This window comes from Sphingomonas pruni NBRC 15498, assembly GCF_001598455.1.
In the GTDB taxonomy this organism is placed as follows: domain Bacteria; phylum Pseudomonadota; class Alphaproteobacteria; order Sphingomonadales; family Sphingomonadaceae; genus Sphingomonas; species Sphingomonas pruni.
The window spans coordinates 65530-91473 of the sequence record NZ_BCYZ01000006.1; the positions used below are offsets into that span (position 1 = coordinate 65530).

25 protein-coding genes are annotated in these 25944 nt (G+C 61.6%); 10 read left to right on the forward strand and 15 right to left on the reverse strand.

Annotated features, from left to right (window positions below):
• The first annotated feature begins 1 nt into the window (after position 1).
• The gene (locus SPR01S_RS02725; protein WP_066584550.1) at positions 2 to 322 is read left to right on the forward strand and encodes a DUF6916 family protein; all 321 of its coding nucleotides are present in this window, start codon (positions 2 to 4) and stop codon (positions 320 to 322) included.
• On the opposite strand, the gene SPR01S_RS02730 is transcribed toward SPR01S_RS02725, so the two are convergent.
• Genes SPR01S_RS02730 through SPR01S_RS02745 form a run of 4 tightly spaced genes read right to left on the reverse strand, consistent with a single transcriptional unit; the run spans position 315 to position 2534 of the window.
• On the reverse strand, positions 315 to 845 hold the full coding sequence (locus SPR01S_RS02730; RefSeq protein WP_218016691.1) for a GNAT family N-acetyltransferase: 531 nt from the start codon (positions 843 to 845) through the stop codon (positions 315 to 317). The two genes, SPR01S_RS02725 and SPR01S_RS02730, sit on opposite strands and share 8 nt — an antisense overlap.
• A gap of 11 nt (positions 846 to 856) precedes the next feature.
• The gene (locus SPR01S_RS02735) at positions 857 to 1387 is read right to left on the reverse strand and encodes a phage tail protein (protein WP_066584551.1); all 531 of its coding nucleotides are present in this window, start codon (positions 1385 to 1387) and stop codon (positions 857 to 859) included.
• A gap of 16 nt (positions 1388 to 1403) precedes the next feature.
• Positions 1404 to 1961, reverse strand: coding sequence for a phage tail protein (locus SPR01S_RS02740; RefSeq protein WP_066584554.1), 558 nt, complete (start codon positions 1959 to 1961; stop codon positions 1404 to 1406).
• Positions 1962 to 1994: 33 nt separating this feature from the next.
• Positions 1995 to 2534 (reverse strand): phage tail protein, encoded by a 540-nt coding sequence (locus SPR01S_RS02745; protein WP_066584559.1) that lies wholly within the window; start codon positions 2532 to 2534, stop codon positions 1995 to 1997.
• Between the two features lie 281 nt (positions 2535 to 2815).
• Here SPR01S_RS02745 and SPR01S_RS21415 point away from each other — a divergent pair, with 281 nt between their 5' ends.
• Positions 2816 to 2986 (forward strand): hypothetical protein, encoded by a 171-nt coding sequence (locus SPR01S_RS21415; RefSeq protein ID WP_157081882.1) that lies wholly within the window; start codon positions 2816 to 2818, stop codon positions 2984 to 2986.
• Positions 2987 to 3003: 17 nt separating this feature from the next.
• Here the strand turns inward: SPR01S_RS21415 and SPR01S_RS02750 are convergent, their stop codons facing one another.
• From SPR01S_RS02750 to SPR01S_RS02770, 5 genes are read right to left on the reverse strand one after another with little or no spacing between them, the layout of a single operon-like run.
• Positions 3004 to 4908 carry an asparagine synthase-related protein gene (locus SPR01S_RS02750; RefSeq protein WP_084250879.1) on the reverse strand — a complete coding sequence of 635 codons (1905 nt, stop codon included), beginning with the start codon at positions 4906 to 4908 and terminating at the stop codon, positions 3004 to 3006.
• Between the two features lie 27 nt (positions 4909 to 4935).
• Positions 4936 to 5202 carry a PqqD family peptide modification chaperone gene (locus SPR01S_RS02755; protein WP_066584563.1) on the reverse strand — a complete coding sequence of 89 codons (267 nt, stop codon included), beginning with the start codon at positions 5200 to 5202 and terminating at the stop codon, positions 4936 to 4938.
• Positions 5199 to 6098, reverse strand: a complete 900-nt coding sequence (locus SPR01S_RS02760; RefSeq protein ID WP_066584572.1) for a sulfotransferase domain-containing protein — start codon at positions 6096 to 6098, stop codon at positions 5199 to 5201. The genes SPR01S_RS02755 and SPR01S_RS02760 overlap by 4 nt, the downstream gene beginning before the upstream one ends.
• Entirely contained in the window at positions 6095 to 7018 is a 924-nt protein-coding gene (locus SPR01S_RS02765; RefSeq protein WP_066584576.1) for an HPr kinase/phosphorylase, read from the reverse strand. Before SPR01S_RS02765 ends, SPR01S_RS02760 begins: the two co-directional genes overlap by 4 nt.
• A gap of 59 nt (positions 7019 to 7077) precedes the next feature.
• On the reverse strand, positions 7078 to 8265 hold the full coding sequence (locus tag SPR01S_RS02770; RefSeq protein ID WP_066584579.1) for a sulfotransferase: 1188 nt from the start codon (positions 8263 to 8265) through the stop codon (positions 7078 to 7080).
• A gap of 107 nt (positions 8266 to 8372) precedes the next feature.
• On the opposite strand from SPR01S_RS02770, the gene SPR01S_RS02775 reads away from it, so the two are divergent.
• The 4 genes from SPR01S_RS02775 (at position 8373) to SPR01S_RS02785 (ending at position 13064) form a co-directional block, all read left to right on the forward strand.
• Positions 8373 to 8939 carry an aspartyl/asparaginyl beta-hydroxylase domain-containing protein gene (locus SPR01S_RS02775; protein WP_066584582.1) on the forward strand — a complete coding sequence of 189 codons (567 nt, stop codon included), beginning with the start codon at positions 8373 to 8375 and terminating at the stop codon, positions 8937 to 8939.
• Positions 8936 to 9739: an FkbM family methyltransferase gene (locus SPR01S_RS02780; RefSeq protein ID WP_066584585.1), complete on the forward strand. Its 804-nt coding sequence runs from the start codon at positions 8936 to 8938 to the stop codon at positions 9737 to 9739. The genes SPR01S_RS02775 and SPR01S_RS02780 overlap by 4 nt, the downstream gene beginning before the upstream one ends.
• Positions 9740 to 9956: 217 nt before the next feature.
• The gene (locus SPR01S_RS21420) at positions 9957 to 10247 is read left to right on the forward strand and encodes a hypothetical protein (RefSeq protein WP_157081888.1); all 291 of its coding nucleotides are present in this window, start codon (positions 9957 to 9959) and stop codon (positions 10245 to 10247) included.
• A gap of 273 nt (positions 10248 to 10520) precedes the next feature.
• On the forward strand, positions 10521 to 13064 hold the full coding sequence (locus SPR01S_RS02785; protein WP_066584588.1) for a hypothetical protein: 2544 nt from the start codon (positions 10521 to 10523) through the stop codon (positions 13062 to 13064).
• A 579-nt stretch (positions 13065 to 13643) separates the two neighbouring features.
• Here SPR01S_RS02785 and SPR01S_RS02790 read toward each other — a convergent pair.
• Positions 13644 to 14642 (reverse strand): GDP-mannose 4,6-dehydratase, encoded by a 999-nt coding sequence (locus tag SPR01S_RS02790; RefSeq protein WP_066584589.1) that lies wholly within the window; start codon positions 14640 to 14642, stop codon positions 13644 to 13646.
• 10 nt (positions 14643 to 14652) lie between these two features.
• Positions 14653 to 15900: a nucleotide sugar dehydrogenase gene (locus tag SPR01S_RS02795; RefSeq protein ID WP_066584590.1), complete on the reverse strand. Its 1248-nt coding sequence runs from the start codon at positions 15898 to 15900 to the stop codon at positions 14653 to 14655.
• A gap of 132 nt (positions 15901 to 16032) precedes the next feature.
• Here SPR01S_RS02795 and SPR01S_RS02800 point away from each other — a divergent pair, with 132 nt between their 5' ends.
• Complete coding sequence (locus SPR01S_RS02800) at positions 16033 to 17001, forward strand: M48 family metallopeptidase (protein ID WP_066584591.1); 969 nt, start codon at positions 16033 to 16035, stop codon at positions 16999 to 17001.
• 70 nt (positions 17002 to 17071) lie between these two features.
• Positions 17072 to 18370 carry a sugar transferase gene (locus SPR01S_RS02805; protein WP_066584592.1) on the forward strand — a complete coding sequence of 433 codons (1299 nt, stop codon included), beginning with the start codon at positions 17072 to 17074 and terminating at the stop codon, positions 18368 to 18370.
• Positions 18371 to 18379: 9 nt separating this feature from the next.
• Here the strand turns inward: SPR01S_RS02805 and wecC are convergent, their stop codons facing one another.
• Both wecC and wecB read right to left on the reverse strand, forming a co-directional pair.
• The gene (gene wecC / locus SPR01S_RS02810; protein ID WP_066584597.1) at positions 18380 to 19630 is read right to left on the reverse strand and encodes a UDP-N-acetyl-D-mannosamine dehydrogenase; all 1251 of its coding nucleotides are present in this window, start codon (positions 19628 to 19630) and stop codon (positions 18380 to 18382) included.
• Between the two features lies 1 nt (position 19631).
• Positions 19632 to 20765 carry a non-hydrolyzing UDP-N-acetylglucosamine 2-epimerase gene (gene wecB, locus SPR01S_RS02815; protein WP_066584599.1) on the reverse strand — a complete coding sequence of 378 codons (1134 nt, stop codon included), beginning with the start codon at positions 20763 to 20765 and terminating at the stop codon, positions 19632 to 19634.
• A 363-nt stretch (positions 20766 to 21128) separates the two neighbouring features.
• On the opposite strand from wecB, the gene SPR01S_RS02820 reads away from it, so the two are divergent.
• Positions 21129 to 21383: a hypothetical protein gene (locus tag SPR01S_RS02820; RefSeq protein ID WP_066584601.1), complete on the forward strand. Its 255-nt coding sequence runs from the start codon at positions 21129 to 21131 to the stop codon at positions 21381 to 21383.
• Between the two features lie 310 nt (positions 21384 to 21693).
• A complete protein-coding gene (locus SPR01S_RS02825; RefSeq protein WP_066584603.1) occupies positions 21694 to 22404 on the forward strand; it encodes a class I SAM-dependent methyltransferase in 711 nt (236 codons plus the stop codon).
• A 42-nt stretch (positions 22405 to 22446) separates the two neighbouring features.
• Here SPR01S_RS02825 and SPR01S_RS02830 read toward each other — a convergent pair whose 3' ends face one another.
• Positions 22447 to 23646, reverse strand: a complete 1200-nt coding sequence (locus SPR01S_RS02830; RefSeq protein ID WP_066584606.1) for a hypothetical protein — start codon at positions 23644 to 23646, stop codon at positions 22447 to 22449.
• Between the two features lie 67 nt (positions 23647 to 23713).
• On the reverse strand, positions 23714 to 25942 hold the full coding sequence (locus SPR01S_RS21110; protein WP_084250882.1) for a GumC family protein: 2229 nt from the start codon (positions 25940 to 25942) through the stop codon (positions 23714 to 23716).
• Between the last annotated feature and the right edge of the window lie 2 nt (positions 25943 to 25944).

Below are 25944 nucleotides of genomic sequence, written 5' to 3' on the forward strand. Positions count from 1 at the left end.
GATGACGGGGGAAGACATGTCGCAGGAACGGCTCACGCTCGATGATTTCGCACCGCATGTCGGTACCGACTTCACGGTGCCTGCGGAGGAGGATTCCGTATTGATTCACTTCACGCTGACCGAGGTTAAAGCGCTGAGCCACAAGCCCGGCTTCGGCGACTTCCGCGATCCGTTCCAGCTGACGTTCACGGTCGCGATGCCCGATGTCTTCCCGCAGGGCCTGTATCCGATGGCGCATCCGGTCATGGGTGAGCACGAGATCTTCTTGGTGCCTGCGGCAAGGACTGATACCGGCGTCAATTATTGCGCTACGTTCAACTGACGCCGTCCGGCGTCCAGTCCATTTCCAGGTATACTTCTTCTTCGAGGATGACCTTGAACCCCATCCGGTCGTAAAGCGATTTCGCAGGGTTGACCCGCTCGACGAAGATATCGACGCCTTTCCGCCGATTACGCGCATACTCCTGAATCGCAGAGAGGATGGCGGTGCCGACCCCCCCGCCGCGCGCGTCTGGGATCAGCGCAATATCCAGGATGTGGACCCGCGTCTGACGTTCGTCGACATATAGCCGACCGATCGGGCTTCCGTTGCGCTCGAGCACATCGAAGGCCGCATTGGGATAAAAGGTCCTGTAATGATGGCGCTGCGCGCCGAACTGATGAATCAGAAAAGCCCGTTTTTGATCCGGCGTCCAAGACACCAGAGTCAGTTCATCCGCCCTTGTCGAGGCGAAAACCTGCATCAGGAACGGCAAGTCGCCATCGGTCTCCGGCCTGAGTGCGAGACCCATCGACCGCAAAGCCTCCGGCAAGGCGAATGCCGGAGGCCCAGGAATGTCGTGCATGAGCGTGTCGATCAGTTCCGTGACGGGAATACGCCAAACAAGCAGATGATGAACGTAACCGCCAGATAAGGCTGCGTGTTGTTATGCGGCTGCGATCCGCCAACGATCGTGATCGATTGCGGCGCCAAATTGACGGGGTTGCCGACCACCGTGCCGTACAATTGGTTCGGCGACGAATTGGTGAACAGCGTATTGCTCGCCGGGGTCCCTACGGGGGTCGAATTCGCGATCACCGCTCCGGAAATCGCGTGGCTATGCATCGGCATCTCTTGGCTGAGCAACGTGACGCTGTTCTCGCCGGCAACCTCACCAATCACTCGCGGCGATAGGCCGGCGCCATTCCCCTGGTGCATCGCCGCGCGGCCACGCAGATCGGGGAGCGCGTATGTCGAGGTTCCGTTGCCGCCGTAAAACGTCCCGATCAACGAAAACAATGCAGTATTCTGGGAGATCGCCATGATCTGGCCGTCGCACAACGCCCAGTTGCGCGGCGCGAAATTGCCCGCGAACATCCGGATTTCAGCCACGAAGGGATCGCTCATTTTTAGTCCTTTCGGATCAATTCTGCGAGGGGAACACGCCTTCGAGCGCGATAATGAAACTGATGCAGAGAAACGGCATCACGTTGTCGTGCGGCAGGTTGCTGCCGGCATTGCCGATGATGCCTGCCAGCATCGGCTTCAGGTCGCCTGCCGTCGGGGTCTTGGTTGGATCGGTGTAGAGCAGCGCCGAGTTCCCGCCGACCGCCTGTTTGGGCCGGCACGGCATGGTATTTGGCGCCGGGGCGTCGTTGGTAGGATCTACATTATTGGCGACCGGCTGGTGATTGTGGACCGGCATCTGCGTAGACAAGAGCGTGACCGTCTCCGTTCCCGCCATCTCGCCGATGATGCGGTTTGAAAGCCCGGGTCCCTGTCCCTGATGCAGCGGGATACGCCCCTGCAGATTGGGCAGCGCGAACGTGGTCACGCCGTCGCCACCATAGATGGTGCCGATCAACGCAAAGAGCGCCTGGTTTTGCGAGATATCCATCAACTGGCCGCTGCAATACGCGTATCCTCGAGGGCTGAAATTCCCTCCGAACATTTTGACTTCACCAATAAAGGGGGTCGCCATGATAACCTCTCTGCGCGGTTTTCCGCCGTACGATTAGTTGCTCGAAGGGTAGATTCCCTGCAGCGCGATGCAGGTGGTGAGCACCAGATATGGCTGCATGTTGTTGTGTGCCTGCCCACCGCCCGCGTTCGTCATGCTGAGCGGATTGAGATTGACGTACGAGGAATTGGGCGCGTTGTACGTCGCAAAATAGTCCACCGCCTGCGTATCGACGTCATCGGCGAAGATGCCGCCCGCTACCGGCCTTCGCGTCGCGGCCGACGTCGATGCCGTGAACGGGTGGGTGTGGGCGGGCAGTTCGGTCAGCGTCAGCGTGTGATTCTCTTCACCGCCGACCTGGCCGAGGACCACGTTCGGCAGGCCGGGACCTTGGCCCCTATGAATGGGCGTGCGGCTGCGGAGATCGGGAAGACCGAAGATCGTCGTGCCGTTACCGCCATATGTGGTGCCGAGGAGGGAAAACAGGGCCTGGTTTTGTGCGATGGGCAGCAACTGGCCATTGCACATCGCCCAACCCTTGGGCGCGTAATTGAACGAAAAGGTCCTTATTTCGGCAAGAAAGGGAGAAGACATGATTCCGGCCTCGCGCTCGTTTTTGCCTCATCCGAGGGGCGGCCGCGAATTCGCTACCTCCCCCAGACAGCGTTGATCGGTTCTTACGAAGGTTGGCGCCCGATTCCTAGCGTAGCAGTAAAAAAATCGCAAATAGGGCGGTCCACGCATAGAACCGCACGAAACAGGGACTACTCTTGATCTAAGTATCGTTCGGCTTGACCGCAGGCCATTGAACGACGAATAAAGCGAACAGGGGTGCGGCATTGCCGCTACTTGCGAAAGATTCAGGGGAGACAGCAATGCCGCCTGTCGAGCAGAATTCCGGTGATTCGGGCAACCATATCAATCGTAAGCGCTGGGAAACACCGGTGGTGATAGTGGCGTCGGCGCAGCACCAGACGCTTTCGAACCAAAATTCCGGCGGCGTGGACGTGGTCTATAGCAGCATTCCGACCAGCATCGGATCATAATAGGCGAAGACCGCATCTCAACGGTTATTGCGATCGAACCAGGCAAGGAAGCGCGCCGCCGTTAGAACGTTCATGGCGAAGGACAGGCGAATCCGGTCCCTGGAGCTGTCTTCTGAGCAGCCGGCGCGCACCATCGCGGCCAGCGCCGGCACGTCGACGTAACGCGCTACGCTGGAATCATGCTGAACAGCCTCCAGAGCGGCGAGCATTGCTGGAGCGGCCTGGATATCCATGGCGATCAGATCGGGCTGTTCCCGGTCATTGCCGGGCGGGCGACAAATCAGCGCCTGGGGAAGAATGTCGGCAAATGCGGTCCGGGCGAGCCAGCGTTCGCGGCCATCGCGGAATACCAGGCGATCGGGTAAAGCGCAGCCGAGTTCGACAATTCGTTTGTCGTGAAACGGCCTTGTCAGATCAAGGTGCTCGGTTGTGGCAAGGGCGCCGCCAGCGCCACCAGCCGACACTCGGCGGCACACTTCCAGCCAGCGCGCGCGCCATCGGAGACCGGGGCGGAAGCCGTCGCGCAGCTTGCGCCGATCGACCACGCCACTAGCAATGGCACCGAGCGCGAAATCGCGCTGAACGCCACGACGCTTCCATGCCGGCACGAAGCCGTTAAGGGCAGTTCGCCACAGGATACGAATCGCCTGCGGTACTATGGCCACCACCAAATCACGCCCGACTACGCGAACTGGCGACCAGCCGGTGAAGCGCTGCCGCGCGCGGAACTCGCGAGCGAACCGCCCGATCTCGCCGCGGCGAAGGATAGCGCCCAGCATTCCTTGATCGTACGCGTTAACGGTATAGTCGCCGCCATGCCCGTCCATGATCAGCCGCGATCCTGCCCGGCGTGCCATGTCGCCGATACGACGGCGGACGACGCTCGGCGGTCGAAACAGGAACGTACGGGCGAAAACGGTTTCCAGATCGTCATAGCTCGTCTCGTTGCCGCGCACATAGAAGTGCAGGTCGAGGCCGGGCAGCCCGCGAAACGCTTCCACTGCGGGGCGGGCGTCGCGACGTGAGGCGTCTTCGGGAAGAACTGACGCGATGCAGGTGAGCTTCCATCCGCGTGCCAGCACCATCGGTCCCGCTAGCGCCGCGATCGTTCCACTGTCGAATCCCCCACTGAATAACAGCGAGGGCGGGTCGATCAACCGGCGCAGCCGGCAGGCGACCGCTTCCTGGATCGTCTTTCGATAAGCATCAAGATAATAAGCATCGTCACGGCAGAGATGTTCGGTCGCGGCGTGCGGCTGCCAATATCGATCGATCCCCGCCTTGCCGTCGGCCGCGAGTCGCAACGTCGTGCCGCCGGGCAGAAGATGGATATCGGCGTAGATTTGTTCGCCCTCCACCCGCTCGGTCGACATCAACAGGCGGCGCGCTAACTCATCTTCATTGAGCCGCTGAGGAATGTCATCGGCCGCGAACAATCCGCACAGTTCTGTGGCAAAGGCGAGGAAGCCGTCGCCCAAATAGTAATGGATGACGCGCTGGCCCATATGATCGCGGCCGAGCAGCAACGTCCCGTCGCCGCGGTTCCAGATGGCGAAAGCGAAGTCGCCCAGTAAGTATTGTGCGCAATTCGCTCCCCAACGCCGCCAAGCGGCGAGCAGCACTTCACTGTCGGGTAGCGTTGCTAACTCGGTATCCGCGATGCCCAGCGTGGCCGCGAGTTCCTCGCGATTGTCCAACCTCAGGTCGGCGACGAGCACGGCGTCGGGCGCCACAATCGGCTGCGCTTCATGGACATCCTCGCGGTTGACCCGCATCAGGCAATGGCCAAGCGCGAGACGACCGAGTTCGACCGTCTCGATGCCGTGGGCGCCGCGGTGCCTCATGGCCCGCGCCATGCGATCGACGCAACGGGGAGAAACGTCGGCGGCATCGAACCGCACCACGCCGCAAATAGCGCTCATCGATGTCGCCCGCTCAATCGGCGCCGTTCATGTGGCGTCTTTGATACGAATTGCATTATGCTGACCGAGCATCGCCAGAAAGGCATCGACTTCCGCGCGGCAAGTCGCCGGGTCGACTTCGTATTCGGCGACGAGCCTGTCGCATAGCGATTCGACCGTTTGCGGAGTCTCGATCAATTCCCAGATGCGCGCGCCGACGCTGGACAATCCGATATAATTGCCCTTGGCGGCGCTCATCATCACCAGTTCGTCGCCAACCTTGGCGGCGAGCCAGTCGCCGTCGCGATGAATCATAATCGTTGCTCCGTGATCACGGTCGATCGGTCGTACCCTAACCTGTCCATCATAGGGCCATGATCGCGTTCGATTCGGGCGATCTGGTGGGGATGGAGTTCGTCGCGCCACCCGCCGGCTACGCCGCGTCGAAAGAAGCCGCGTACGTCGCGCGGGGCCTCGCGAAAACCGTGTTGGGCTTCCTGTCGCTGCAACTCGCCGATCGAGGCGAACGCGATCGCCCGATCGAGTTGCACCGGATCGGGCTCGATGCCGGCAAAGGCCAGCGCAGCGCGCGCAGTAGCGGCTGTGTCGCTCAGTAAGTCCTCGTAGCGGACCAGATGGACGGGAATGTCGCGCTGATCGAGCCAGCTTCGCGTGAACCCGCTCCAACTGAGCAGACGTTGACGAAACTGGCGGTCGACCCGGTCGGTCGCGGCGGCGAAACAGAAATTGGCATCGGCCATGCGGTCGATCGCCATGTCAATCGGGCAGCGCATGTGATGCGCGAACGACGCGGCTACGTCCCGCGGATCGCGGACGAACAGGATCGCCCCGGCTCCGCCGGCGGCACCGCCCAACAAAGCCTCACCAAAATCGTTTCGGATATAGGCGTCATGCACCTTGACGAAGCGCACCGGGAAACAGGGATCGTCGGGGTCGGCCAGAGTATTGCCGGCGGCGGCATAGGCATAAGAGGCCGGGCGGAGGCGATCGATCTCGTCATTGGTGAGCAGCGCGGAATCTATCAACGTCTGCCGATCGAATTGATTGCGCCCACTGGCGATCGAATCGGTGCTGTGAATCAGGTTGATGTTGATCGGCGTGTCGAGTTTCGACCATAGGTTGGCGACCAGGATGCGAAACCAGGTGTTGCCCGATTTGGGATAGGACGCCAGCCAGACCGTTGGAATCACGACGCGGCTTCCGCCAGCCCGATCTGCGTCCAATGGCCGCGCAGCATTGCGATCGTTGCGGGTAGGCCGTCGAAGCCGAGCCGCCGCTTCAACCGGAAAATCCCCGACGTCGCCGCGATCGTCGTGCCGCCGCGGAAATAGACGTCGCGCTGAGCAAAGCGGTGGATCAGCATTGGGCGATAGGCGTTAACGGTCAGCAATTTGGTGGCGTCAACGATATTGGGTCGCTCGATTCCGGGCTCGTCGGGATGGCGTATTTCGGTCAGCGCGTACACCGCGCCGATCGGCACCGGCCGCTCGCTTGATGCGGCCGGATCGACATAGAATTTGAGCAAACGGTTGCGCATCGCGTCGCCGCGGCGTTCGGCAAGCCCAAGTTCGCTGATGCTCTTTTCCCATAGGCGCAACTGGCGCCCGTCGGCCTGGATCATCGGAATGCCGTCATCGCCGATCTCGATTGCGCACTGGTCGTCAGCAATCAATGGATAGCCTTGTTTCCCCAGCGCTGCCGCCAGCGTCGATTTGCCCGCGCCCGATGCCCCGCAGAATAGCACCGCCTTACCGCCGACTAAGACTGCGCTGGCATGGAGCACAATCTGGTTGCGCTGATGGAGCAACACGCCAAACACGCTTCCCGACAGAAACACCGCGACATCCTGCGGGTCGGCGCCATTTTCGGCCTCGAACGCGATCGAGCGTCCGTCCTCGAGCAGGAAGCGCGCGATGTCGGGAATGCGCAGCAGAAAGCGGTCGCCGGCGCGCTGCCAGGTCGGCCCGACCATTTCGGGATCGTCGAGCGCGAATGGCACTGGCGCGTTGCGAATCGTGACTTCCGGCGCGCGATCGGGGTCGCCGGGAATCAGTCCCGGCAGATCCACCTCACTGGCGACGGCGAGCCCCGAAACGCGATACGAAAACACTGACACCCCCCGGCGATTGTCGTCAGGGCATACGAAGGACCATCCGGTCGTTCAAGGCGTTAGCGGGCGGCCAAGGCCGTCAGCTGGTGATGCATGCCGTCGAGATGCGCTGCGGTCGCGGCGCGAATCGCGTCACCGACGGTGCGACGTTGGTCATCGCTGTCAGGCGCGAAGGCGAAACTTGGCGTCTTGGCATCCCAGGTTGCCGCTGCGTGCATGGCAGCCAGCCCTTCGGGGTTCGCCTCGATCCCGAAATGCGGCAAGATGCGTCGTTCGACCGCATAGGGCAGCTCCGCATAATCGACGAATAGCCCCCCACCGATTTCGGCATGGTCGACGGCCGCCTGGGTCACGCGATTGAGCACGCGGGCGATATGGTCCTCGGTCGACAGGCTGTGTGGATCGGGAATTGCGAAGACTGCATCAAGCTCGGTGCCCGGCACCGTCTGTGATCCGCGCATGCCCATTTGCGACACCATCACCTCAATGGGATCGCGAAACAGGAACACCCAGGGCGTATCGGGAAACGCGGCTCGGAACAGCGGCAGCGCAAGGCTGTGCCAGCTGTCGGTCTTGATGACGTAATGACGGCGATTACCGAAGCGGTCACGGCCGAGCGCGGCGGCCATGCCGCGCAACAGCGCTACGCGTTGGTCGAGCGGAGCCTCGGGATGGCTGTGCGTCATCTGGACGATCGCATCGAGCGGCGGAGCCTCCGACACCACGATGCCGCCGGGCATCGCGGCCAGCATCTGCGATACCAGGGTGGAGCCACAACGCGACATGTGAAAAATCAGGCCGTCCGGCGCGGCCGTGGCGTCGGCCGGGGCCGGCTTGGCAAGAATGTCGAGCGGCGTGCAGACTTTCGACAAGGCGTTGATCGGTCTGCGTCTGGCGCAGCGCAGCGAATCCTCGAAGAAGGACTCGCGGAGCGGGGCGTCGCCGAAATGAACCCAGTCGATTGCCAACTGGCCGGGCGCGGGAACCAGTGCGGCGGGTAGCCAGTTGCGGCCGGGCCAATCTACCGTCGTAACCTGCTGTCCGGTAAAGCGCTCGATTCCCAACGGATCGCGCTTGCTGCTCGCGAGGATCGCTTCGGCTGTAATCTTGATCCCGCCGCTGTGGCCCGCTTCCGCCGCGGCAGCGGCGAACGCGTCGCGATCTTCCGTCAACGCGAGTCGGTCGGCCAAGGCTTCATCGGTCAGAATCATCGCGCGCAGGCGGCCTAGAGCATCGGGATCGGACATCAGGTGCTTGGCAATCGGCAAAGAGGAGGCATAGGGTCGAGACCGGCCGCCCAGGGACGTGCGGCCAAGGGGAGCCTATCCTGACCGACTGGACGCAACAACCTGCCTTGACGCTGCCCGACCGTGCCCGCCTGGCGGTGGCGTTCGACCCCGCGCGGTTGCAGGCTGACCTGGCGGCGGTCGAGGCGACGACCTGGACCGACCATTTTGTCCGGCAAAATTACGAAGGACGGTGGGACGTCCTGCCGCTGCGTCATCAGGCCGGTGCGACGCATCCGATCATGCAGGCCTATACCCCACCCGACGCGACGGACTTCGTCGATGCGGCCATCCTCGACGCCACCCCATATTTCCGTAGCGTGCTGGCGGCGATTCCCTGTTCGTTGAAAGCGGTCCGGCTGATGCGTCTCACCCCCGGGTCGAGGATCAAGGAGCATGAGGATCACGACCTCGCCGCCGATTGGGGGCAGGCGCGGTTGCACGTGCCGATCACGACCAATCCCGGTGTTACGTTCCTCCTCAATCGCGTGCCGGTAGCAATGGCGCCGGGTGAGGCCTGGTATCTGCGCCTGTCCGACCCGCACGCGGTGACCAATGACGGCCACACCGACCGCGTCCATCTGGTGATCGACTGCGCTGCGAACGATTGGCTGATCGAGCAGATCGCGGCGTGAGCAGGCGCCGCTTCAATCGGCTGCGGCTGATCCAGAAGCAGATTAACGAGCGGCCGCGGCTGCGCGAGTGGCTGACGCGGCTGCGCCACGGCGCGCGCGATCTGGATGTCATGCTGTTCAAGCGCAAGGTCAGGATCAACGCGTTGCGCGAGAACGGCTATTTCCGTGCCGCGCGGCTGGCGCATGCCAACAGCCTGTTGCGCGACGAGACATTGGTGATGCAGCGGGTGAGCATGATGCTCGGCGACGGCGTCACCTTCGTCGACGTCGGCGCCAATATCGGCATATTCTCGTCGGTCATCGCCGATGCGCGGCGGCTGTTCCGCGACTTTCGCGTAATCGCGTTCGAGGCCGATCCGGCGACGTTCGCGCGGCTCGCGGTCAATGCCGCGCGCTTCGGATTCGACGCGGTCAATATCGCCCTGGCCGCCGAAGCGGGGGAGCTCGAGTTCGCGACCGGCGCGGTATCCGGGATCGCGACGCGGCGCGACAAGGGGGGGCGCGCGCATATTGCTCGGCGCGGCTTCTCCGTCGCGACGCGGCGGCTCGACAGTTTCGACCTGCCGGGCAGGCTGGTGATCAAGATCGACGTCGAGCAAATGGAAATGGACGTGCTCGAAGGCGCGCGCAGGCTGTTCGAGGCGAGGCGGATCGCGGCGGTCTATCTCGACGAATTCGACGACAAGCAGGCGGTACTTGATTTTCTTTCCGGATATGGGTTCGAGTTGATGGCGCCTTTGCGGCTCCGCACCTATTCTCCGGGTGATCGCGCGTTGGTCGCGGTGTACGGTGGACGATGAATTGACTCATCAAAAGCGTCTATCGAAAGCATCGCTAAATGCGAAAAGCAGAGACCTGCGAGAGGCAGAGGAGCGAGAGATCCTTTACGCCGGGTCACAAATACATAAGTCCGTCTCGACTGCGCGAAATGCGGCCGAGCCTACGATAGTCGCAGCTCGTGCCCAAGCGAGCGGTAGGGTCGGGACTTCGTGAGCGACACGCTGGTGTGGCAGGCGGATGCGCATCCGCGCCGTATTCGACAGCTTCACGCAGAAGAATCTGACACTGGTGGTAGACAAGGCGCTATTGGGCGTTCGTGTTGCCCGTGAGCTCGATGCGATCAACGCGATTGCTGGCAAGCCACTGACGATCGTGAGCGACAACCGGACTTGGCAGACCAGCGCGGGATCGGCAGACCGAGTGTTATTGCGTCGCGTTGGGCAAGCCACAGCAGAATGGCCCCCTCAAGAGCAGCAACTGTTGCTTGCGGGGCGAACGCCTGAACGAGATTGCTGTTCGCATTGTTGAGCTATGCCCGCTCGGCGCTGTGCAGCTGGCGCGAGGACTACCGGCGCGAGGACTACATCATGTGTGACCGCACATACGCCCGCCGACGCTGCCTGGCGGGTTCTGCAGCCCCGCCAGGCCACCGTAGAGCAACCAACGTCGGTCAAGGTCGGCGCATCGCCCGGGCCCCCAGAGCCTTGTTGATGAGGCGAACGACAATCCTGGATCGCCGAGAGGTGGAACGCCCCCTTGAGAGGCCCCTAAAACCGACTACGCTTAGCGTGAATCGAGACCATGATGATCGAACGCCGCGAAATGATGAAATTGACCGGCGGCGTGTTTGCCGCCGCCGCTTTTCCGGCGACTGCCGAACGCCGCACGGCCGGACCGGCCTTGGACCCATCCGGTCCCGATACGGGGCCGCCCGTTGCCGGTAGGGCTAGCGACGTTGGAAGCAACCTTCGCGCAAATATTCTGGCGACTGGCCTGGCAGACGAGTTGACAATAATGTCGATGCCGGCAGGTACCGACATGATCGCCACGTCCGGCTTCTCGGCAAAGGGCCTGGGCCATGCGTGGTACAAGCTGCTCGATCCGGTGTCCGATGCGGCCGACTATGCCGCGCTGTCGACACCCAACACTGTGCAGGCCAGCGGACAAGGCGTCTGGTGGTTCGAAATGGCGAATTCGAGGCGCGCCGTGCTCGCCGAGCCCGAGCCGGACGCGGCTGCGTTCGGCGCAATCGGTGACGCGGTGTACAATGCAACGACCGGATTGTGGAGCGGCACGGATAACACTTCGGCCCTACAAAGCTGGCTGGATTACTGCACCTATGTCGGGAAATGTCGTGGCCGGATCGGCCCGGGCGCGTTCCTTCACACGGCGACACTGCACGGCGGATATGGCGACAAATTCGTCACTACCAATATCGTCGGAGCCGGCCCACGCTACGGCGGCGAGTCCAACTTTACGGGCACCGCGCTCGTCAACAATTTCAGCGATCGCCCGGCCGTCAACTATGCCGGTCAACGAAACGGCAGTTTCAAGGCGATCTCGCTGATCGGCAGCTTCTTCAAGTATATCCTCGAAAGCAAGGTCGCCAGTGTTTTGGTGGCACCATCGTTCGATGATACAGTGATGCGTAACTGGCTGCCACCAACCGCTGACCCACGCGCGCTCAATCGCTACTCCACTTATGCGGGATTCACGGTCGACGGATTCAACGACAATCGCGGCGCGATCTACGGTACCGACCCCGAAACCGGTAGCGCCTATACAACCTACGTCACGCCGACCTGGCCCGCCTGGACCGGGCTCGCGGCCGGGCGCGGAACTAAGGCTCTCAGCTCTGGGTTGACGATCGATGCCGACTTTCGCGGATTCGGAGCGGCTTGGATTGTCCACCCGGGTAATACCGATGGCAACGGCGACTTCATCGAAATCATCCGCGCCGGTGTGGATTATTGCGTCTACGGAGGGTCCTATTGTCAGTCGCAGGGTAGGAACAATCGCATCGGCTACCTGAGAGGCGGCACGACCTTTTGCGCGATCACGACTAATCGCCACGGAACGCGAAACGGAAGGCTCGGAGGGACGATCGAAAGCTGCTCCTTCTCCGGTCTGATGAGATTGATGGAAATCCACACAATCTCGATCGTCACCTCGACCATCTTTCAACAGGTCTATATCGAAAGCGGTTGGCAGATTGGCACCTGCAGCGGGGCGACATCGAACGAAGGCGAGATTGTCCTTGCCTCGCCGACCATAGATCTCGGCCTATTGGACAAGCATGGACGTGGGGTTCCCCCTTTTGTGTGGGGCCATCCGACCAACGCGCTAGGTACAACGGCGGGTCTTCGCATCCAAAGCGGGTCAATCACCGACTTTCCCTATGTCCTGGATTTTCGTACGACCAACCTACGCCTCGACGGTGTGTCGATCGGATCATCGCGCCTTGGTACCAACGGCCCGGCGACGGTCCCGCCATTCATGGCCCACGTCGCCAACGCCACGCTTAGCGTTACCGTGCCCGCTTTGAACGGCAGGCGCACCGAGCATCATTTCTACGCCGGCATGCGCGATCTCAGCACCGGCAGGTTCGTTGGGCAGTTTCTCATCGATACGATAACCCAAATAATGGGCACGCGTGAAACGGGATTGCCGATCTGGTGTCGCGGCGTGCAGCCTGCGGGCACCGCACCGTTCGAGGTCGTCTCCGGTCTTCCTCAGCCCGGCTTGCTGCATCCAACCGACTTGACGGTAAGCTCTGACACCACGCAACTGGCCGGTGATCCTGATCCCATCCGTCTCCGGCTCGAAGGGAATATCGGTGCGAACAACGCGGCGTTGTTCCATTTTCAGGGCGGCGTCGCCGGGTCGGTGATCCGGCATGACAAAAGCGGGACGGTCTTCGCGATCTATCACTATGATAGCGCGATCGGCGCGTTCAAGGCGCGAGCCCTCAACAATTATCGACTGGTCGGGGGTCGGTACCAATTTTTTGACGGCATGGTGATGGATCCGACCGACACTTTCAGCTGCTACTATTCGGGTTTCTCAACGCCGACGCTGCCGTCATTTGCGAGTTTCGCGCGGGACAGCGCAAAGGTAACCGCGTTCCAGCGCGGCACGGGCGCACCCCTCGATGCGAGCGAAGTGGCCGATGGTGACCGCATCTTCGTCAATCCGAACATCGACACGCATCTTCTTCATACGCAAAACCTGATTTCGGCACTCGATCTCACGGCCAAGACGCTCGAATTACCAGCAGGCGCTGCGGGCAGTGCCACGCGCCAGAGAATATACGGGTTGTTCCGCGCGCCGCCAGCGAATTTGTGATGTCCGGGATTGTCAGGCGCACGTGCAGCAGTGCTCTCTGCCTTGGACGACGCGATCGGCCATCGTTTCGCCTCAGATGAAATTTTTTCGTATTTTTCGACGTGAGGAACGTATCGCGTTCCAGTTTCATCGGCGGCGATCGATGAGTTGAGCACTGTCAACGAGCGGAAACGCGCGCTGTTTGCAAACCTTCGCGGCATTCTAAGGCTGCGGCGGTGCTCTGCGCGCTAGGTATACGCATTGCCCGAATGCCGTCTTGTCACCAGTAAGAGGGGGCGCCGATCCAGCCTTCGGTCGACGCCGTACTGCGGCGGATGCCGCAACCGGCGCAGCGTGAGCGTCGTCACGTGATCGGCCGGTGTCTTAATCGCGGCAGGCCTTTTCTGGTCCCAATCGTGATCCTAGCAGTGGCTAGCCACCGCTGACGCCGACATAATTCTTCCGTCGTCTTCACACCTTCCTAATCCTTCAAAGCGCGATGCCCAACTCATCTCTTAAGGTGCGCTGGTTCATGCCGTCCGGCTACTATGCGTCGGATGCTGTGCCGTCCGGAAATGTTTACGGTGAAGCCCCGAGGGGTCAGACCCCGTGATATTCCCGGTACCATGATACGAAGTTCGGCACGCCGACCTCGATCGGGGTCGTCGGGCTGAACCCCAAATCGCGTTCGATCGCGCTGATATCGGCATAAGTCGCGGGTACGTCGCCGGGCTGCATCGGCTGGTAATCGCGGATCGCCTTCACGCCACAAGCCTGCTCGATCAGGTCGATCATCTTGCCCAGCTCTTCGGAGCGATGGTTGCCGATATTGTAGATGGCGTGCGGCGTGCGGCTGCCCCCGGCCTTTTCCTCGCCATCGTCCTTGGGCGCCGAATCGAGGCACGAGACCACACCAGTGACGATATCCTCAATATAGGTGAAGTCGCGGCGCATATCGCCATTGTTGAACACCGGGATCGGGCGGCCCTCGAGAATCGCCTTGGTGAAGATCCACATCGCCATGTCGGGGCGGCCCCAGGGACCATAGACGGTGAAGAAACGCAGGCCGGTCTGCGGCAGGCGATAAAGGCTGGCATAGGTCTCGCTCATCAACTCGTCGGCCTTCTTGGTCGCGGCGTAGAGGGAGAGCGGATGGTCGACGCGATCCTCGACGCGGAAGGGGAGCGTGTCATTGCCGCCATAGACCGACGAGGACGAGGCGTAGATCAAGTGTTCGAGCTTCCGATGCCGAGCGATCTCCATCATGTTGAGATGGCCGACCAGGTTCGACTGGACATAGGCGCGAGGGTTGTCGATCGAATAACGGACGCCCGCCTGCGCCCCCAAATGGACGATGCGGTCGAATTCCTTGCCCGCCAGCGCTGCCTCGAGCGCTTCGTGATCGGCGAAATCGACCTGGACGAATTCGAACCGGTTGGTGTTGAGCGCCTGGATCAGTGCAACGCGGTCGCGCTTGAGCTCGACCGAATAATAATCGTTGAGATTGTCGATCCCGATCACGATGTCGCCGCGAGCGAGCAGCCTGCGGATCACCCAACTGCCGATGAAGCCGGCCGCGCCGGTGACGAGTACGCGCATGAATTTACTCCTAAAGCGTCCAGCGCGCTGTGCCGGTCATTTCGGGGACGCCGTTCTTGATATCGGCAAACAGGCCGCCTGGGGCGACCAATTGAGCCAGTCCGCCGTCCATTTCGAGGTATGTCCGGTGCGGAACCGCAAGCACCACGAGGTCGTAGCGGCGGCTCAACGCGTCGCCGTCGAGCGTAATGCCATATTCGTGCGTCGCCTCGGCCGGGTCGGCCATAGGGTCGTGGACAGTGACGTTATGGCCAAGCGTGTCGAGCGCGGTGACCAGTTCCGCCACTTTCGAGTTGCGCAGGTCGGGAACATTTTCCTTGAAGGTCAGCCCCAGGATCAGTGCCGACCCCGCCTTGCCGGCGCGGGCATGGATCCGTTCGGCGACCCACCGCGACATGTCGTCATTTGTGTCGCGCCCGGCCAGGATGACGCGAGGGTCGTGACCGAGCTGTTCGGCGAGATGGCTGAGATAATAAGGATCGACGCCGATACAGTGGCCGCCGACCAGGCCCGGCTGAAAGGGCAGGAAGTTCCACTTGGTCTTGGCCGCCGCCAGCACGTCCCACACCGACAGGTCGATCGCGCCGAAGATCCGCGCGATCTCGTTCATGAAGGCGATATTGATGTCGCGCTGCGCATTCTCGATCGCCTTGGCCGCCTCGGCAGCCTTGATCGACGCCGCCCGGAACACGCCAGCGGAGGTGACCTTGCCGTAAATCGCCTCGAGCCGATCGGTCGTCGCGTCGTCCTCGCCGGCGATGACCTTGACAATACGGTCGACCGTGTGTTCCCGATCGCCGGGATTGATACGCTCGGGCGAATAGCCGAGCGTGAAGTCGCGGCTGCGCACAAGTTCGGAGACCTTCTCGATCTCCGGCCCGCAAATCTGCTCGGTCACACCAGGATAGACGGTGCTCTCGTAGATGATCGTGGGCCGTTCGGCAGGGTCGATCATCCCGGCGACCATCCGGGTCGCGCCCATCACCGCGCCGAGATCGGGGCGCTTGTCGGCATCGATCGGGGTGGGGACGGTGACGATATAGGCGCTCGCCGCCGGGCACGCCGACGGGTCCGAAGTGTAATTGAGAGTCGAAGCGGCGAGCGTGGCTTCGTCGATTTCCCCCGTACGGTCATGGCCCTGCGACAGTTCGGCAATGCGGCCGGTATCGATGTCGATACCCCAGACCTCGAAATGACGCGAGAGCGCTATTGCTAAAGGCAGGCCAACATAGCCCAGGCCGACGACGACAAGCTTCACACGCGCTCCTTCGTAACGCCGGATCGGATGAGCGCGCGCGGCACATGCCTCCTCCGGACTACCGGCCCTTAGCGGGGAAGCCGACAACGGCCAAGCTGGCTTGAATACCGCGTCTCGGCTAGCGACCCGGGGATGATCAAGTCGTTAAGGCCCTTGCTCGCTATCGCCCTGATCGCTGCCGCGCCGTCCGCCGACTACCAGGCGACCCTGGTCGTACGCGGGCTGCTGCAGCAGGACACCGCCGTCGCGACGATCGGGTATCGTCTGGCGACCACCAATGTCGATCTCTGCGCCGAGCATATGGTCGACAGCGGCATGCTCATCGAGACATTGAGCCAATATGGCGCAGCGTTCCGGCCGGCCGCGCGGCAGGTACTCGGGCTTACCGACGGACCGACCGTCGCGCTGGTCGTCGCGGGATCTCCGGCAGAGCGCGCCGGGCTCAAGCGCGGAGACGTGCTCGTCGATGCCGACGGCACGCCGTTCGCGGCGGCACCGCCAGATTCATCCTATGGCCGATTCGCCGGCGTCGAGGCCGCGATGACCGCGCTCGATACTGCACTGGCCGACGGAAAAGCGCGCCTGACGGTCGACCGGAACGGACAGCGGCTGACGGTCGACCTGATCGGTACCCTCGCCTGCAAGGCGCGGTTCCAGCTAGTGCCAGGCGATTACGCCGATGCGGTGGCGAACGGAACGTGGGTGCAATTGTCGACGCGGATGGCCGGATTCGCGACGACTCCCGACGAGCTGGCCGCGATCCTGGCGCACGAACTCGCGCACAATGCGCTAGGGCATCGCAAGGCCGCTCCAAAAATCCAGCGTTTGCATGAACTTCAGGCCGACCGGTTAATGCCCTATCTGATGGTGCGGGCAGGATTTGATCCCGGTGCGGCGGTCGCTTTATGGCGCCGGTTCCAGGCACAGCGGCTTGGCGGCTTGTTTCCGAGTGCGACGCACCCAGCGTGGTCGGACCGCGTGTGCGCCGTTGAAATCGAACGCGCGCGGATCGCCGACCTGGTGTCCCGGGGCAACACGGTCCTTCCACCAGACGATCTGAAGTCACGACGAAGCCCGGATAAAGTTGCTGTAGATCAATAGACTCGGGGCGCAATCCGGGTGTAACGCGCCGTAAAACCGTGCCGCAGCGACTTTAAGGGGAATTCGTCATATGCTGATGAGCCGGGCCGAGGCCGCGACGCGCCCGCGATCGAGCATCTTCGAGTCGTTCCGCGTCGAAGCCTTCGCGGTGCTCGTGCTCGCCGTGCTCGTGCCGAGCATGGTGATCAGCCGGCCGTTGCTTCTCGACAATCCCAATGCGGCGACGCTGATCGGCGGGGTCGATAGCGTGATGCTCGGCGCGGCAATCGGGGCGATCCTCGGCCTGTTCCTGCTGCGCCGCGTGACCGCTTTCCCGGGCAGCCGCGTGTTCAGCTACATCGTCCCCACCTACGCCACATCCTATGGACTGGTGTTCGCGGCCTTCTTCTTTCTTCGTCTCGACTATAGCCGCGCCTATCTCGGCATCTCAGTTGCGCTTGCGGCGATGACGTCATACGCGATCCATTTCTATCTGCTGCGCGCGACGACCAAACCCTTTTACATCGTGCCCTTCGGCAAAACCGCGGCACTGACCGAGCTGCCCAATGTCGAATGGATCCCGCTGTCCGAGCCGGTCATACCGTCGGGCCGCGAGGCGGTGATCGTCGCCGATCTGCGGTACGATCATGACGACGATTGGGAACGCATGCTAGCCGAGGCGGCGGTCAAGGGCCATCCCGTCTACCACGTCAAGCAGATCCGCGAATCGCTGACCGGACGCGTGTCGATCGAGCATCTGTCGGAAAACAGCTTCGGATCGCTGCTCCCCAACCTAGCTTATCGCAAGATGAAGCGCGGTATTGACCTGTTGCTGACGCTTATCTTCCTGCCGATCCTGATCGTACCGATGCTGGTAGTGGCGCTACTGGTAAAGCTCGATTCGAAGGGACCCGCGCTCTTCAAACAGGAGCGCATGGGCTATCGCGGCCGGCCGTTCATGGTGTGGAAGTTCCGCACGATGCGGGAATGCACACCCGAGGAAGCGGCGCGCGAGGGGTTCATCACCAATGACGGTGACGACCGGATCACCCGGCTCGGCCGCTTCCTGCGCCGGACGCGGATCGATGAGCTGCCGCAAATGTGGAACATCATCAAGGGCGAGATGAGCTGGATCGGCCCGCGGCCCGAAGCGGTGGCGCTGTCGAGCTGGTACGAGCAGGAAATCCCCTTTTATTCATATCGCCATATCGTGCGTCCGGGCATCAGCGGCTGGGCGCAGGTCAACCAGGGACATGTCGCCGACCTTGCATCGGTCCATTACAAGCTCAACTACGACTTCTTCTACATCAAGCACTTTTCCGGCTGGCTCGACCTGCTGATCCTGTTGAAGACGGTCGGAACGGTGGTCAGCGGGTTCGGGGCGAAATAGCCGGGGAATTCAGCTCGGCCAGAGGCCACGCGTGTCGTAGATCGCCTTGCCCGCGCGCCGATTGGCGGGGACCCCTCGGAATTCATGATGATCGACTAGCACGACGAGCACTTCGCACTCGTGGAGTGCCTGGTCGAGCGTCACCTTGGTCGCGCCGGTGCCGTCGAACGCCGGCGGCAATGCATCGATATGCGGTTCGACCACGCGGACGCGGTCGCCATATTTCCTTGCCAGTTTGATCGCGATTTCGAGCGCTGGGCTTTCGCGCAGATCGTCGATATTGGCCTTGAACGACAAGCCCAGGCACGCGATCGCGGCATCGGGGTGCGCGTCGGCGAGCGCGGCGGTGCGCGCAAAGACGTAATGCGCCTTGCCGTCATTGACCTCGCGCGCGGTGCGGATCAGCCGAGCATTTTCGGGGTCGCTGTCGACGATGAACCAGGGGTCGACCGCGATGCAATGCCCACCGACACCCGGCCCGGGCTGAAGAATGTTGACGCGGGGGTGGCGGTTGGCCAGCCGGATGACTTCCCAGACGTCGAGATCGAGCGTGTCGCAGACTACCGACAATTCGTTAGCGAAGGCGATGTTGACGTCGCGGAACGAGTTTTCGACCAATTTGCACATTTCCGCGGCCCGCGCGGTGGTCGCGATACACTCGCCGGCGACGAACCCCTGGTAGAAATCCACCGCGCGTTCGGCACAAGCGGCGCTGAGCCCGCCGATCGACCGGTCGTTGCTGACCAATTCCTCGAGAATCTTTCCGGGCAACACGCGTTCGGGACAATAAGCGATACAGACGTCGCTCGGCGCGTCGCTGCCGTCGGGGAATGTGAGATCGGGGCGCGCTTCCCTGAGCACGTCGCGGACCGCCTCGGTAGTGCCGACCGGGCAAGTCGATTCGACGATCACCAGGCTGCCCTTGCCCACCGCCGGTGCGATCGAGCGTGTCGCGGCGAGGACATATTTGATGTCGGGCGCGTGATTGTCGGTGAACGGCGTCGGCACCGCGATCACGAATACGTCGCTGGACTCGGGAGCGAGCGCCGCGCGCAGCGAGCCCATTGCGACCATCTCATGCACCAGAGATTCGAGATTGGCTTCCTCGATATGAATGCGGCCGGCATTGATCGTCTCGACAACGTGCGGGCTGATGTCGATGCCCAACACCGATGCGCCGCTGCGCGCGATCACCGCGGCGGTGGGCAGGCCGATATAGCCGAGGCCCACGACGCAGACGCGCAGAATGCTGGCGCTCATCTCAGCGAGCCGAATCGAGGATCATGCGAGCGATCCGCTCGCTGCTTTTGCCATCCCCGAACGGGTTGTGGGCACGGGCCATTGCTTCATAGGCTGCCCTATCGTCCAAAAGGCGTGAAGCTTCGGTAACGATGACCTCCTCGTCATTGCCGACCAATTTGGCAGTGCCGGCGGCGACACCTTCCGGCCGTTCGGTCGTCTCGCGCATTACCAGCACGGGCTTGGCGAGCGCGGGCGCTTCCTCCTGGACGCCGCCGCTGTCGGTCATCACGAAATGGCACAGCGACAGCAAGCGGACGAAATTGGGATAATCGAGCGGGTCGATCATCGCCACGTTTTCGACGCCCCCCAGCACCTCGCTCATCGGCGCACGGACATTGGGATTGGGGTGGACCGGGAAGATTACAGCGACATCGGGACGATCGGCGATTCGGCGGACCGCCTGGGCGACCGATTTCAGACCCTCGCCGAAATTTTCCCGCCGATGTGTCGTTACGGCAACTATGCGTTTGCCGGCGAAGCGCGCGGCGATCGGCGCGATCGTCGAGGCGAGCGCAGCGTCCGAATCGACTCGCGCGCGCGTCTCGATCAACGCATCGATCACAGTGTTGCCGGTGACGTGGATCCGTTCTGCGGGGACGTTTTCGGCCAGCAGCGCATCGCGCGATGTGTCGGTCGGCGCGAAGTGCAGGTCGGCGATCGCGCCGACGACCTTGCGGTTCACTTCTTCGGGCCAGGGGTGATAGATGTTGCCGCTGCGCAGCCCAGCCTCGACATGGCCGACTGGAATCTTGCGGTAATACGCGGTTAGCGCGCCGATCATCGCGGTCGCCGTGTCGCCCTGGACGATGACGCGGTCGGGCTGGTCGGCGTCCATCACTTTGCCCAGCTCGGTCAACAGTCGCGCGCTGAGCGTATCGAGCGACTGGTTGGGCAGCATCAGGTCGAGGTCGTGCTCTGGCACAATCTGTGCAATTTCAAGGACCTGATCGAGCATCTCACGATGCTGGCCAGTGACACACACGCGCACGTCGGCGTCGGTGCGGCGAAGCGCGTGGACCAACGGAAAGAGTTTGATCGCTTCGGGGCGCGTCCCGAAGACCACGAGAATGCGGGGACGGGCGGCGGAAGGCATGCACGCCCTTTCCCGGATTGGATGGCGCCAGACAAGCCCCATTCGTCGCACCTTACCGCTGTAGAGAACACCGACTTATCATCGCGAAGGCGTGGCTATCGTCGAAAATACGCCAGAAATCCTGATCTATTGTCATCGAAATTTAACCGTTTCCGGCGAAGCCGATGCTTGGAAGCCACACTCCAAGAAAAAGCGTTTTCAACACGCAACAAATCCAGCTTATCGGCGTTTGCAGATAGTTGGCGTGAGGTCGAATTGGGGCTGGGAATGATCCAGGAACGATCGGCACTATGGTTGACAGTCGGAGCGTTTGTGTGGCAAGCGCGTTGCGAAATTGGAACAGATAACCAAGGGAGTTTGCTAATGGTGCTGTTTAAGTCCGCTGTTGCGGCGCTCGCGTCGGTGGCGCTCGCGGCGACCCCGGCGTTGGCTCAGGCTGCGCCCGCCAACGGGACGGTCATGGCGAAGGTCAGCACCGTGCGCGCTGGCGCCGATGCCAAGGATGCCAATCATCTTCGTGGTGGCGGCGGCGGTATCGTTGCGGTCCTCGCGGTGATTGCCATCATCGGTGGTATCGTTGCTGCCACCTCCGGCAGCTCGAAGCCGAAGAGTCCGTGATCCGTTTTTAACCGGATTTGAAGGGGCGTGAAGTTTAATGGCTTCACGCCCTTTTCGTTTGTGCTTTCTCTCCCGGACCGAGCGGTGTCGGCGGAGTTCTGCGTCCGGAGTTCGCAACCTTTTGTCTTGCGGCGATCCTGCGTGCAGCAGCAATGGCGCGCTCGCTTAGCGAATCGTCTCCATAGTCCAGCGGCTTGGAGGATTGTCGACATCAGATAAGAAGGTATGGCAAGGTGGGCGCCCCCCGCGTGTTCCATCGAGACCGCTCGAACTGGGACATATGAGGCGGTATGATCTTCAAGGGCGTGCAATGAGGGATACAGCCGAAACGGCCATAAGCTGGCACGATTCGATCGCGCCGGCATTTCGCGACGGCTATATCCGGTCTCGCCGATTTCGCGATCGATTGTGCACATGGCGACGGCTAATCGACAGCTATGCCCGGCCCGGCGATCGGGTGATCGACGCGGGATGCGGCGCTGGAACGCTCTCGTTCGAGATTGCGCGGATCGCCGCGCATGTCGATGGGATCGACGGATCCGAACGCATGATCAAGTTGGCGCGAGCCGACGCGGCCGAACACGGGATTGCTAACGTCTCGTTCTCCGTTGCGTTGCTCACAGCGCTATCTAGCCGGGCGGAGCAGTACGACCTGGCGCTGTGCTCGAGCGTCCTTGAATATCTGCCAGATTTGCGAACCGAAGTTGCGCGGCTTGTCCGCACGCTTCGCCCGGGTGGGCGATTGATCCTGTCCCTGCCCAATGGCAGTTCAGGCTACCGCCGGTTCGAAGCCCTCGCATGGCGGCTCACGGGGCGACCCCATTATTACCGCCATGTCCGACATGTGCCCTGCTCGACGAAAGTTGCCATCATGTTGAGCGAACTTGGTCTCAGTGTGCTGGAGACGGCCTTTTATGCCGATCCTCCTTTGCCGAGTTTCGTGAATTGGCTCGCCGGACCGCCGCACCGTCGGAAGACGATGTTCGCCATCGTTGCTTCGCGTCCCTGTTCGGACCTCTAACGCACCGCGAGCAACTTCCTGAAGTGCTATCTGCGATCGGCCTTAGCGCACGTGAGTAAGGTTTAGGTCATCGACGTAAAGCGCTAGCCTCTCGAACGTTGTATCCCGCGCGGTTCCCGAGAGCGCCAACACTTGCTGGTCGCATTTCGACGGCACATTGAACTCGACCGAATAACGGCCGAGTTGGCCGGGGGCGGGATTGATCGGCACAGTAGCGAGGATCCCGGTTGCGCCCTTGGTCATGCAGGCGATCGACCAGCGAAACACGCCCGCTTCGATTGCATCCTCTGCATAGACGCGGCCCGCGAAACGATAGTGACCAGCCGGTAGAACCAGTTCCTGGTTGGCAAACACCGTTTCGCGCTCACCCGAATAGGAGACGTACAACGCGTTTCCCATTCCCGCCGGGCCCTTGCCACGTTCCGCGTAGACGCCATCTCTCGGGTAGAGCCGCCAATTGAACGGTGGTGACGCGTCGAGGCCGGTGAAATCGCCCTCGCGCAGCAATCCCTTACCGGCTGCTGCGGCGCTCGGTGGAAGGAGTGCCGTCCATTGAGCGAAGAGCTCTCTGGGAGACACTCGATCGGCGCTATTAGTGAAATACGTATCGAGTTCGTCTTTGCCCGCAGCAGACCCGATCGCCTTCAGCCGGGTCAAAAGCGCAAACGTCACCTCCGGGTGCGGATTGTCGCTGCCGAGCCGCGTAAGGAAGGTGCTACGCCAATAGGGCCGTCTCGCGAGCGTAGTCGCCAGGGGATGGATAATCCTGGGATCGCGGGTGAGCGCGATCAACGCCGGGAGGATAACCGGCCAATTTTGGTCGTCTTGGCGTAGAAGGATGTCGGCTTCCTTTACCGCGGGAGCCACCTCGTTGGTGCGGAAGCGATAATCGAGCAGCCAGGCGTGGGTTAAATAGTCTCGCAGCGAGAGGCGCGCGGCGAGACCGAGAAGCTTAGCCGCACCTTTTTCGTCATCATTCGATGCGGTGATGATGCCGATATTCCGAAGCGCGACGACTTCGTACGGCGAATGTTCGAGAATGCGCTTGCTGTCGGCGGCAAGCTGGGCCGCTGGCGCTCCCAATTCTACCGTCTTCAACCGCTCATTGGCATCGACGCTGAGCGCGTTGGTATTGGTCGGGTCGATCCTCAATGCGAACTCGGCCGTGGCCGGCGTCGCTAGCAGGAAAGCGAGCCCCGATCGTAAGGTGAAGAAGCCGGCGATTAGCGCGATGACGAGCACAACGGTTCGGACACCCGAAGTACCGCGGCGCAAAGCGATAACCGCCATGGCGTGTCTGTCCCCGTGCTCAGCCTGTCACGCGCTTCATGAAGCCGATCCGCTTGTCGCCATAATCATAATTGTAGCCATAATCGTAGCCGATCTTTTTAGCGTCGAACTTGGTTAGCACCGCGCCGAGGATATTGGCGTGGACGTCGGCAAGGCGACGCAGCGACACGCGCGCCGTGCGCGTGTGCGTATTGCGTGCCGCGATCACGAACATCGTTGCCTCGGCATAACTGGCGATCAGCGGCGCGTCGGCGAGGCCTAGCACCGGCGGACCATCGACAACTATATGTTCGTACCCTGCTTCCTTCAGAAGCTCGAACGTATGGGCGAGATTCGGTCCGGCAAGCAGTTCGGCTGGGTTCGGTGGGATCGGACCCGAGCTCATGATCGACAAACGCTCAATCGGCCCCTTGCGGATGTAAGTGCCAAGGTCCGTCGCACCCGCGAGGATATTGGTCAGGCCGCCCGAATTGGCGAAACCCAGCATCTTGTGCACCGACGGGTTGCGCAGGTCGGCGTCGATGAGGATTGTTTTCTTGCCGAGCGACGCGAAGTTTCGCGCTACCGCCATCGCAGTGGTTGATTTGCCTTCCGACGGCCGAGAGCTGGTAACGAACAGCACCCGCGGCGCGCCCTTGCTCGTCGTCAGGCGCAGCGCCGTCTGCAGCGACAGATACGCCTCCGCGAGCGGCGTCTTGTTGTCTTCTAGCAAGTCGATCGAGACGTCCGAATCGGGCACACGCGGTACGCTGCCGAGCAACGGCACGCCGAGCTTCCGTTCGAGGTCGTGCGGCGCGATGATCGACTCGTCGAGCTGCTCGAGGATGAACGCAACGGCCCCGCCGATCATGATTCCAAGCACAAGACCAATGAGTAGGTTCATCAGAGTCCGGGGCGTTATCGGGTTACTCGCCGGTAGCGCCATGTCCACAACTGAAACGTTGTTAGTGCCCACGCCGCCGGCAATGCCAACCTCCTTGTAGCGCTGGAGCAATGCATCATAAAGCGCGCGGTTCGTGTCAGCGTCGCGCTGCAAGGTATTGTACTGAACGCTGCGACCCCGCAGGTCGATCACGCTGCTTTTTAACCCGTTGACCTGAGCTTGTAACTCAGATTGGCGTTGTGCCGCTGCTTGGTAATTCGCGCGTAACGAATCCAGTACGATCGATCCCTGCTTGGCTAACTGCTTGTCAAGTTCCGTGATCTGTTGGCGCAGCGCGACCATCTGCGGATAGTCTGACCGGAATTGCGCGGAAAGACGCTGATAATCTGACTGAAGCTGCGCGCGCTGACTACGGAGCGTAACGATCGTGCTATCCTGAAGACTTTCTGGCGCATTTAATCCGCCGCTGCGCGCCGCTTGTTGGTATCGTGCTTGCGCTTGCGCTCGGTCGATCCTTGCAGTGTTAAGCGCATCGTTGAGCGTGCGTAGGTCGGTTGACTCGACCGAAACACCATTTGATTGATCGTCATTCTTGCCCGACGACGGCGCCTCAAAATTAATAATTCGCTGTTGGCTAGCGTAGTCTACCAACGCGCGTTCAGAAGCTTCAAGTTTCTGGCGGGTCGTTTCGATACGCTGTTGTAGGAACTGACGAGCATAAGCGGTCGCTTGGAAGCGGCGATTGAGGCTTGACGCGATAAAGTTCTTTGCAATAGCGTTAACAACTGCCGCGGACAGGTTGGGGTCAGGACTGTCGAAACTAACCTGGACGAGGCTTGACCCACGAATAGGCTCGATGGTCAAATGGCTCATCACCAACCGTGCTGCCATTAATTCACGCCGTTGCGGATCGCTGACCACTGCCTCCGCGGCCCCCCGGTGGCCAGTATAGCCATAGAGAAAAGCCCGGCTATCGGCCAGATGGAGACTAGCCACGGTCTGCTCCGCTAATGCGCGACTTCGAAGCAAACCATACTGAGTCTGGTAAAATTCCATTCCCCCCACGTTGGTTTTTGGCTCGGTATCGCCATCATTGACGACCCTTGTCGCTTCGCGAGCGATCTCGATCGAACCAGTAGAGCGATAAAGCTTTACCGTTGTCGCGTTAATGAACACCGCCGCAAGTACACCGGCCGTCACTATCGCGAGTACGATCCAGCGCTGGCGGAGGAGAACCTGCAAGTACTGCCTTAGCGGACTTTCCGTGTCCTGTTGCTGTAGGAAGTGCTCTAGCGCTAATCGTGAATCGCGGTCGCGGTTACCGGCAGGGCTGCCGAACTCGAGGGGGAGATTGTCAATTGCCAAGG